Genomic DNA, 9,981 nt, shown 5'->3' on the forward strand with positions numbered 1-9,981 from the left:
AACACCTTCCTGCCGAGTCCGGGCAAGATCACGCGCTTCCACGCGCCGGGTGGCTTCGGAGTGCGCTGGGAATCGCATATCTATGCCGGTTACAGCGTGCCGCCGTACTACGACTCCATGATCGGCAAGCTGATCACCTACGGTGAAAACCGTGACGTGGCGATTGCGCGCATGAAGAATGCGCTGGCGGAGCTGATCATCGACGGTATCAAGACCAACGTCGAACTGCAGATGAAAATCATGTCCGACGAAAACTTCCAGCAGGGTGGGACTAATATCCACTACCTGGAGAAAAAACTCGGCCTGCAAGAGTAATTCTTGCAGCGCAGAGATCCTTTGAGGCCGGTTAAACCGGCCTTTTTCATTTTTGTTGCCTTTGAGGTTGCATGATGGATTGGCGTTTTGTGCAAGCGAATAAAGAGGCGCGCTGGGCGTTGTATCTGGCGCTGGCGTATCTCGCCGTGTGGGGGCTTTCCGCCTGGCTGGGTGGCGATGCCACCGGTATCACCGGGTTGCCACACTGGTTTGAACTCTCCTGCCTGTTTGCCCCTGTGCTGTTTATTGCGTTGTGCTGGCTGATGGTGCGGGTGATTTTCCGCGATATGTCACTGGAGGACAACGATGGAAAGTGAAATCATTCTTCCCCTGCTGGCCTATCTGGTGTTGATCGCCGGATTGTCGGTTTTTGCCATGCGCAAGCAGCGCGCGGGTAACTTCCTCACCGAATATTTCCTCGGCAACCGTTCGATGGGCGGCTTTGTGCTGGCAATGACCATCACCGCTACCTACATCAGCGCCAGTTCCTTTATTGGCGGGCCGGGTGCAGCCTACAAATATGGGCTGGGGTGGGTGCTGCTGGCAATGATTCAGGTGCCTGCCGTGTGGCTGTCGCTCGGCGTACTGGGAAAGAAATTTGCCATTCTGGCGCGCCGCTACAATGCCGTGACGCTCAATGACATGTTATATGGGCGCTACCGCAGCCCGCTGCTGATTTGGCTGGCCAGCCTGAGCCTACTGACGGCGTTTATCGGTGCGATGACAGTGCAGTTTATTGGTGGCGCACGTCTGCTGGAAACCGCTGCGGGCATTCCTTACGACACCGGACTGCTGATTTTTGGTGGCACCATCGCACTCTACACCGCCGTCGGGGGCTTCCGAGCAAGCGTATTGAATGACGCGATGCAGGGGCTGGTGATGCTGATTGGCACCTTCCTGTTGCTGTTTGCCGTTATTCATCAGGCCGGTGGGCTGGAGACGGCCGTCACGAAACTGCGCACCATCGATCCACAGTTGGTATCACCAGAAGGGGTGGGTAATGTCATCACTCCCACCTTCCTGAGTTCGTTTGCCGTGCTGGTGTGCTTTGGCGTGATCGGTCTGCCGCATACCGCCGTGCGCTGTATCTCGTATAAAGACAGCAAAGCGATGCATCGCGGCATTATCCTCGGCACCATTGTAGTGGTGATCCTGATGCTGGGCATGCATCTGGCTGGCGCGCTGGGTCGGGCGATCATCCCGGATCTTACCGTTCCCGATCGTGTGATCCCGACACTGATGATCACCGTTTTACCGCCTATGGCCGCAGGGATCTTTCTTGCTGCGCCAATGGCGGCGATCATGTCGACCATTAACGCGCAGCTGCTGCAATCCTCCGCTACCCTGATCAAGGATCTGTATCTGCGCATTGCGCCGCAGCACAGCGAGAATGAGGCGCGTCTGCGTCTGCTCTCCGGCACCATTACCTTTGTGCTGGGCATCATGCTGCTGCTGGCAGCATGGAACCCGCCGGATATGATCATCTGGCTGAACCTGCTGGCCTTCGGCGGCCTGGAAGCGGTGTTCCTGTGGCCGCTGGTGCTCGGTCTGTATTGGCAACGCGCTAACGCTGCCGGTGCGATTAGCGGCATGGTGGTTGGCGCCGCATGCTACACGCTGCTCGCCAGCCTGAAACTGGAGCTGTGGGGCTTCCACCCTATCGTTCCTTCCCTGATCCTTAGCCTGCTGGCCTTTCTGGTCGGTAATCTGTTTGGCACCGCGTCTGACCAACCTGACGCGGCCCTGGAATAAAGAGAAACGCTATGCCGTGGATTCAAATTAAAATTAACAGCTCTGGTGAGCACGCCGAGACTCTGAGTGATGCACTGATGGAGAGCGGCGCAGTATCCGTCACTTTTCAGGATACCCACGATAACCCGGTTTACGAACCGCTGCCGGGCGAAACGCTTTTATGGGGCGATACCGATGTGATTGGCCTGTTTGATGCCGAAACTGACATGAGCGACGTGGTTGCAGAGTTAAGCCAGCATCCGCTGCTCGGCCAGGGTTTCCGCCATAAAATCGAGCAGATCGAAGACAAGGACTGGGAACGCGAATGGATGGATAACTTCCACCCCATGCGCTTCGGTGAACGTTTATGGATCTGTCCGAGCTGGCGTGAAGTGCCGGATCCAAACGCCGTCAACGTGATGCTGGATCCCGGCCTGGCATTTGGCACCGGGACACACCCAACCACCTCGTTGTGCCTGAGCTGGCTGGATGGTCTCGACTTGCAGGGCAAAACCGTGATCGATTTCGGCTGTGGCTCCGGCATTCTGGCTATCGCGGCCCTGAAACTGGGTGCAGCCCAGGCGATCGGTATTGATATCGATCCGCAGGCGATTCAGGCCAGCCGTGATAATGCTGAACGCAATGGCGTCGCCGACCGCCTGTCCCTGTACTTACCTCATCAGCAGCCAGAGAACTTGCAGGCCGACGTGGTGGTCGCCAATATCCTTGCCGGCCCGCTGCGTGAGCTGGCACCGTTGATCAGCGTATTGCCAAAAGCCGGTGGACATCTCGGCTTATCAGGCGTGCTGGCCAGCCAGGCGGAAAGCGTGTGTGAAGCCTATACCGAGCGTTTTGCTCTCGACCCGGTGGCCGAAAAAGAAGAGTGGTGTCGCATCACCGGTGTACGTCGCTAATACCGCATAATTAGCACCATTCACTCTTGACTCCCCGCCACATCTCTTGCGAATCCGGTGATGTGGCGTTTTTTATGTTGTGATTTGGCTCAAGTTTTCAGAAAAACTTTTGTTCACAATTTCAGCGTATTTTTTTAATTATATGAATAATATAGGTATTTCTTATAGTTGTTACTGATCGGTCCGATTTCCTTGATCTTTACCTGCTAATTGTTCAAAGTTTGGCCTTTCATCTTCGTGAAAAAATGCGTAATATACGCCGCCTTGCGAACAGTTAGGGTCACTTCTTTTTCATGCGCATTGGACATTATCAGCTTCGTAATCGACTCATCGCTGCGCCTATGGCCGGGGTTACCGACAAGCCATTCCGCACCTTGTGTTACGAGAACGGCGCTGGCATGACAGTCTCCGAGATGTTGTCATCAAACCCGGAAGTATGGGCCAGTGACAAGTCCCGTTTGCGTATGGTGCATAGTGACGAGCCCGGTATTCGTGCCGTGCAAATAGCCGGTTGTGATCCCGATGAAATGGCGGCTGCCGCGCGCATTAATGTGGCGTCAGGCGCGCAGGTCATTGACATCAACATGGGCTGCCCGGCGAAGAAAGTGAATCGTAAGATGGCGGGTTCTGCGCTGCTGCAACATCCGCAACTGGTTGAGTCTATTCTCACCGCGGTAGTAAATGCAGTTGATGTACCCGTTACGCTGAAGATTCGCACTGGCTGGGACAAAGAAAATCGTAATTGTGTAGAGATTGCCCAATTGGCTGAACGCTGTGGCATTCAGGCCCTCACCATTCATGGACGCACTCGCGCCTGTTTGTTTGAAGGGCAAGCTGAATACGACAGCATTCGGACAGTTAAGCAGAGCGTTTCCATTCCGGTTATCGCGAATGGAGACATTACTGACCCGCATAAAGCCAGAGCAGTGCTCGATTATACAGGAGCCGATGCTCTGATGATCGGTCGCGCTGCTCAGGGAAGACCGTGGATCTTCCGGGAAATCCAGCATTATCTGGACACAGGGGAGCTGCTGGCACCGAAGCCGCTGGCTGAAGTGAAGCATATGCTGATTGGACACATACGGGAGCTGCACGACTTTTACGGTCAGCGCAAGGGATACCGTATTGCCCGAAAACACGTTTCCTGGTATTTGCAGGAAAATGCCCCTGATGACCAGTTTCGGCGCACATTCAACGCCATTGAGGATGCCAGCGAACAGCTGGAGGCGTTGGAGGCATACTTCGAAAATCTTGCGTAAACGAAATAAAGAGCTGAAAGAACTATGTTCGAACAACGCGTAAATTCTGACGTACTGACCGTTTCTACCGTTAACTCACAGGATCAGGTGACGCAAAAGCCTCTGCGTGATTCGGTTAAACAGGCACTGAAGAACTATTTTGCTCAACTGAACGGTCAGGATGTTAGTGACCTGTATGAACTGGTACTGGCTGAAGTCGAGCAGCCTCTGTTGGACATGGTGATGCAGTACACCCGTGGCAACCAGACCCGTGCAGCTCTGATGATGGGTATCAACCGTGGTACTCTGCGTAAGAAGCTGAAAAAATACGGCATGAACTGATTTCAGTTTGTTGCTGCGATAACGCCAGCCCTCGGGCTGGCGTTTTTGTTTCTGTTTCCCGCCGTTAACAACGCATGAAACAATTGTCACCATAATGGTAACATTAGTTGCAATTGCTCCAGTGATATTCCACGGCGAAACCCCTTCGCTTAATGTCCCATTTTGGCTCAGTTCTCCTCGACTTTTCTCTGCATCTTTGCCCGCCAGCCCTGTTTCTCTGTGATCCTGAACCGCTCCAGCCGCAAACGTGCAAATTCATACATTTTGTCCTGCGTCCCCGCTCACACTGCTTCCATATAGTGAAACTTTTTGCACTGTTTGTGATCGAGGCGACTCGCTTTGCTTCCTTTTGGTGCGCGATAGTAGTCAGAACTTTCTGAATGCTTCAGGTTATGAAGAGATCTTTCTAATGAATTCAGGATTCTGCAAACCTGGCATCAGCTTTGCAGAGTCTGGAATGGCTGACCGCCACAGACAGGAAAAGCGCACTTAAAAGTGTGCAACACAACCACATAACAACACGATTTCGCCACACAGGATGCTTTATGAAAAAGATGATGCTCTCCACCCTGGTCGCTGCAGCTTCTCTGTTCGCTGTTGCTCAGCAAGCGCATGCAGGCACCACGTTGGATGCAATTAAGAAGAAAGGGTTTGTTCAGTGCGGTATCAGTGATGGCCTGCCTGGCTTCTCTTATGCCGATGCCAGCGGCAAATTCACCGGTATCGACGTTGACGTCTGCCGCGCCGCTGCGGCTGCCGTATTTGGTGACGCCAGCAAGGTGAAATACACCCCGCTGACAGCAAAAGAGCGTTTCACCGCACTGCAATCAGGTGAAGTGGACATTCTGTCCCGTAACACCACCTGGACTTCATCACGCGATGGCGGCATGGGCTTCCTGTTCGCAGGCGTGAACTACTACGACGGTATCGGCTTCCTGACCCATAAAAAAGCCGGTCTCAAAAGCGCTAAAGAGCTTGATGGCGCCACCGTATGTATCCAGGCCGGTACTGATACCGAGCTGAACGTGGCGGATTACTTCAAAGCCAACAACATGCAGTACACCCCTGTGACTTTCGACCGTTCTGATGAGTCAGCGAAAGCGCTCGACAGCGGTCGTTGTGACACCCTGGCTTCTGACCAGTCTCAGCTGTATGCGCTGCGTATCAAGCTGGGCAAACCAGACGAATTTATCGTTCTGCCGGAAGTGATTTCCAAAGAGCCGCTGGGCCCGGTAGTGCGTCGTGGTGATGATGACTGGTTCACCATCGTTAAATGGTCACTGTACGCCATGCTGAATGCGGAAGAGATGGGTATCAACTCTAAAAACGTTGATCAGCTGGCAGCCAAACCGTCTAACCCGGACATGGCGCACCTGCTGGGCGCTGAAGGCGACTTCGGCAAAGACCTGAAGCTCGACAACAAGTGGGCATTCAACATCATCAAACAGGTGGGTAACTACCAGGAAAGCTTTGACCGCAACGTCGGTAAAGACAGTGCTCTGAAAATCGCGCGTGGTCAAAATGCGCTCTGGAATCAGGGCGGTATCCAGTACGCTCCGCCGGTACGTTAATTCTGCCTTCCAGTCGGGCACCGCACCCTGCGGTGCCCAATGCGTTTTCTTCACTGAGGTTTCAACATGTCACAACGCCCAACCGTAAAAAGGGATTTTTCGTTCGGTAATCCTACGGTTCGCGCCTGGCTTTACCAGATCGTCGCGATTGTGGCCGTGCTCGCTGTAGTGGGATATCTCATCCACAATACAGTGATCAACCTGGCCAATCGTGGCATCACATCGGGTTTCGGCTTTCTGGAACGTAGTGCCGGTTTCGGTATCGTCCAGCATCTGATTGATTACACCGAGGGAGATACCTACGCGCGCGTGTTTATGGTGGGGTTAACCAACACCCTGCTGGTTTCCGCACTCTGTATTATCTTCGCTTCTATTCTCGGATTTTTTATCGGTCTCGCGCGTTTGTCAGATAACTGGCTGCTGCGCAGGCTCTCTACGATCTATATCGAGACGTTCCGTAATATTCCGCCGCTGCTGCAAATCTTCTTCTGGTACTTTGCGGTGCTGCGTAATCTACCCGGCCCACGCCAGGCATTGAACGCCTTCGATCTGGCATTTGTCAGCAATCGTGGGCTTTATATCCCCTGGCCGACCTATGCGCCCGGCACCTGGCCATTTGTTATCGCGTTGATGCTGGCGATTGCCGTCAGCGTGGGACTGTTCCGCTTTAACCGCAAACATCAGCTTAAAACCGGTCAGCTGCGCCGTACCTGGCCGATTGCCAGTGCGATGATCATTCTGTTTCCCTTGATCGCTCATGCGATGTTCGGTGCGGCAACGCACTGGGATGTGCCGGAACTGCGCGGGTTTAACTTCCGTGGTGGCTTCGTGATGATCCCTGAGCTGGCTTCGCTCACGCTGGCGCTGTCGATTTATACCTCTTCGTTTATCGCAGAAGTGATTCGTTCAGGTATTCAATCGGTACCCCATGGACAGAATGAAGCTGCCCGCTCGCTTGGTTTGCCAAATCCCGTCACCATGCGCCAGGTGATTATTCCCCAGGCCATGCGCGTGATCATTCCACCGCTGACCAGCCAGTATCTCAACATCGTGAAAAACTCCTCACTGGCGGCCGCTATCGGCTATCCAGATATGGTGTCGCTGTTTGCCGGTACGGTACTGAATCAGACGGGACAAGCGATTGAGACGATTGCGATCACCATGGCGGTCTACCTGATCATCAGCCTGGTCATTTCACTGCTGATGAACCTCTACAACCGCAAAATCGCGCTGGTTGAGCGTTAAGAGAACGGGATTATTATGTCTGTTACCACACACGAAACACCGCCAGTACCAACCAATCCCGTCAGCAAAGCCTGGGTTTGGGCACGTAAAAACCTGTTCTCCAGCTGGTTTAACACGCTGCTGACGCTGCTTTGCTTCTGGATTATCTGGAGCGTGATTCCGCCCGCGCTGAACTGGCTGGTCTTCCAGGCCAACTGGATTGGATCAACCCGAGCCGACTGTACCAAAGAAGGTGCCTGCTGGGTGTTTATCCATGCGCGCTTTGGTCAGTTTATGTATGGGTTGTACCCGCATGAGCTGCGCTGGCGTATTAACCTGGCGCTGGTGATTGGCCTGCTTTCAATCATCCCGATGTTCATCAAATCGATGCCACAGCGTGGCCGCTATATCGCTTGCTGGGCGGTGGCCTATCCGATCATCGTCTGGTTTCTGATGTATGGCGGCTATTTTGGCCTCGACCGCGTTGAAACTCGTCAGTGGGGTGGCCTGACGCTGACGTTAATTATCGCGTCGGTCGGGATCGCCGGTGCCCTGCCTTTGGGTATTTTGCTGGCGCTGGGGCGTCGTTCGAAGATGCCAGTTGTACGCACTCTCTCGGTGATTTTTATCGAGTTTTGGCGTGGCGTACCGTTGATTACCGTGCTGTTTATGTCCTCAGTGATGCTGCCGCTGTTTATGGCAGAAGGCACCACCATCGACAAATTGGTGCGTGCATTAGTCGGGGTGATTTTGTTCCAGTCTGCCTATGTAGCGGAAGTGGTACGCGGTGGCTTACAAGCGTTACCTAAGGGACAGTATGAGGCCGCCGAATCACTGGCGTTGGGTTACTGGAAAACACAGATTCTGGTGATTCTGCCGCAGGCGCTCAAACTGACCATTCCTGGTCTGGTAAACACCATTATCGCGTTATTTAAAGATACCAGCCTGGTGATCATCATCGGCCTGTTTGATCTTTTCAGTAGCGTACAGCAGGCAACCGTTGACCCCACATGGCTTGGGATGTCGACAGAAGGCTATGTTTTTGCTGCCCTCGTCTACTGGATTTTCTGTTTTAGCATGTCGCGCTATAGCCAGTATCTGGAGAAGCGCTTTCACACCGGGCGTAAATCGCACTGAGGTTTTACATGACACAATCTATGACTAATTCTGCTGACGCAATGATGATTACGCTCGAAAACGTGAATAAATGGTACGGCCAATTCCATGTGCTGAAAGACATTAACCTACAGGTGAAGCCGCGTGAGCGTATCGTCCTCTGCGGTCCGTCAGGTTCAGGAAAATCGACTACCATTCGCTGTATCAACCATCTGGAAGAACATCAGCAGGGCCGTATTGTCGTCGATGGCATCCATCTGAATGACGATGTGCGCAATATTGAGCGTGTAAGAACCGAAGTCGGCATGGTATTCCAGCACTTTAACCTTTTCCCACATCTGACCGTGTTGCAGAACTGCACCCTGGCTCCGATTTGGGTGCGTAAAATGCCGAAGAAAGAGGCAGAAGAATTGGCGATGCATTACCTGCAACGCGTACGTATTGCTGAACATGCACATAAATTTCCGGGGCAACTGTCCGGTGGTCAGCAGCAACGTGTAGCCATTGCCCGTTCACTCTGCATGAAACCCAAAATTATGCTGTTTGATGAGCCTACCTCTGCGCTTGATCCGGAAATGGTGAAAGAAGTACTCGATACCATGATTGGTCTGGCAGAAGATGGCATGACTATGCTGTGCGTGACGCATGAGATGGGCTTTGCACGCACCGTGGCTGACCGGGTGATCTTTATGGACCGTGGTGAGATTGTCGAGGTGGCACCACCGCAAGAGTTCTTTGCTAATCCTAAGTCTGAACGTACCCGTGCATTCCTGTCGCAGGTTATTCATTAAGAGAAGTATCTGGCGATGCTTTTTACCAACCCTCTGCTTCGGCAGGGGGTTTTTTATTGTCTGATGGTGTTGCGGCGCGATTTATCGCGCGCATTTCAGCGCAGCTTCACGTAAAACCTGCGCGATAAATCGCGCCGCTACGGGGATATTGACTGGTTTCCAGATGTAAAAAAGCCCTGAACTTTCGTTCAGGGCTTCTTCACTTAATTGATGCCTGGCAGTTCCCTACTCTCGCATGGGGAGACCCCACACTACCATCGGCGCTACGGCGTTTCACTTCTGAGTTCGGCATGGGGTCAGGTGGGACCACCGCGCTACAGCCGCCAGGCAAATTCTTTTGAATCCGAACTCATGCCATAACTGGTGCTGATACCCAGAGTCGAACTGGGGACCTCACCCTTACCAAGGGTGCGCTCTACCAACTGAGCCATATCAGCACACTTAAATTGATGCCTGGCAGTTCCCTACTCTCGCATGGGGAGACCCCACACTACCATCGGCGCTACGGCGTTTCACTTCTGAGTTCGGCATGGGGTCAGGTGGGACCACCGCGCTACAGCCGCCAGGCAAATTCTGTTTATCCGCACCGCCCTCGCAGGCCATACGAATCAATCCGTTCGAACAATGCTGAAAATTCTCGCGTCTCTCAACTCAAAACGCCTCTGGCGTTGTAAGGTTAAGCCTCACGGGTCATTAGTACCGGTTAGCTCAATGCATCGCTGCACTTACACATCCGGCC

Annotated in this window: 9 protein-coding genes, 1 tRNA gene, 2 rRNA genes and 1 pseudogene; 10 read left to right on the top strand and 3 right to left on the bottom strand. The window is 53.3% G+C overall.

Translation table 11 applies throughout. The features are described from left to right. From CTZ24_RS18195 to CTZ24_RS18240, 10 genes and pseudogenes are all read left to right on the top strand, one after another. Positions 1 to 315, top strand: a pseudogene (locus tag CTZ24_RS18195) (acetyl-CoA carboxylase biotin carboxylase subunit); the annotation flags it as partial. Between the two features lie 74 nt (positions 316 to 389). Beyond that, positions 390 to 632, top strand: a complete 243-nt coding sequence (locus CTZ24_RS18200; protein ID WP_208725593.1) for a YhdT family protein — start codon at positions 390 to 392, stop codon at positions 630 to 632. After that, complete coding sequence (gene panF, locus CTZ24_RS18205) at positions 622 to 2,067, top strand: sodium/pantothenate symporter (protein ID WP_208724280.1); 1,446 nt, start codon at positions 622 to 624, stop codon at positions 2,065 to 2,067. The genes CTZ24_RS18200 and panF overlap by 11 nt, the downstream gene beginning before the upstream one ends. Before the next feature lie 11 nt (positions 2,068 to 2,078). Then, positions 2,079 to 2,960, top strand: coding sequence for a 50S ribosomal protein L11 methyltransferase (gene prmA, locus CTZ24_RS18210; protein WP_021183606.1), 882 nt, complete (start codon positions 2,079 to 2,081; stop codon positions 2,958 to 2,960). Between the two features lie 293 nt (positions 2,961 to 3,253). Then, complete coding sequence (gene dusB, locus CTZ24_RS18215; RefSeq protein WP_036625605.1) at positions 3,254 to 4,219, top strand: tRNA dihydrouridine synthase DusB; 966 nt, start codon at positions 3,254 to 3,256, stop codon at positions 4,217 to 4,219. Between the two features lie 24 nt (positions 4,220 to 4,243). After that, positions 4,244 to 4,540: a DNA-binding transcriptional regulator Fis gene (fis, locus tag CTZ24_RS18220; protein ID WP_003855228.1), complete on the top strand. Its 297-nt coding sequence runs from the start codon at positions 4,244 to 4,246 to the stop codon at positions 4,538 to 4,540. Between the two features lie 545 nt (positions 4,541 to 5,085). Continuing rightward, complete coding sequence (locus CTZ24_RS18225) at positions 5,086 to 6,111, top strand: amino acid ABC transporter substrate-binding protein (RefSeq protein ID WP_013510735.1); 1,026 nt, start codon at positions 5,086 to 5,088, stop codon at positions 6,109 to 6,111. Between the two features lie 66 nt (positions 6,112 to 6,177). After that, positions 6,178 to 7,356 (top strand): amino acid ABC transporter permease, encoded by a 1,179-nt coding sequence (locus CTZ24_RS18230; protein WP_021183608.1) that lies wholly within the window; start codon positions 6,178 to 6,180, stop codon positions 7,354 to 7,356. 15 nt (positions 7,357 to 7,371) lie between these two features. Next, on the top strand, positions 7,372 to 8,472 hold the full coding sequence (locus tag CTZ24_RS18235) for an amino acid ABC transporter permease (protein ID WP_021183609.1): 1,101 nt from the start codon (positions 7,372 to 7,374) through the stop codon (positions 8,470 to 8,472). A gap of 8 nt (positions 8,473 to 8,480) precedes the next feature. Continuing rightward, a complete protein-coding gene (locus tag CTZ24_RS18240) occupies positions 8,481 to 9,242 on the top strand; it encodes an amino acid ABC transporter ATP-binding protein (protein WP_021183610.1) in 762 nt (253 codons plus the stop codon). A 212-nt stretch (positions 9,243 to 9,454) separates the two neighbouring features. Here CTZ24_RS18240 and rrf (CTZ24_RS18245) read toward each other — a convergent pair. The 3 genes from rrf (CTZ24_RS18245) to rrf (CTZ24_RS18255) form a co-directional block, all read right to left on the bottom strand. Then, a 5S ribosomal RNA gene (gene rrf / locus CTZ24_RS18245) occupies positions 9,455 to 9,570 on the bottom strand. A gap of 33 nt (positions 9,571 to 9,603) precedes the next feature. Next, positions 9,604 to 9,679, bottom strand: a tRNA-Thr gene (locus CTZ24_RS18250). A 14-nt stretch (positions 9,680 to 9,693) separates the two neighbouring features. Then, a 5S ribosomal RNA gene (rrf, locus tag CTZ24_RS18255) occupies positions 9,694 to 9,809 on the bottom strand. Positions 9,810 to 9,981 lie beyond the last annotated feature (172 nt).

The sequence above is a fragment of the Pantoea phytobeneficialis genome (assembly GCF_009728735.1).
In the GTDB taxonomy this organism is placed as follows: domain Bacteria; phylum Pseudomonadota; class Gammaproteobacteria; order Enterobacterales; family Enterobacteriaceae; genus Pantoea; species Pantoea phytobeneficialis.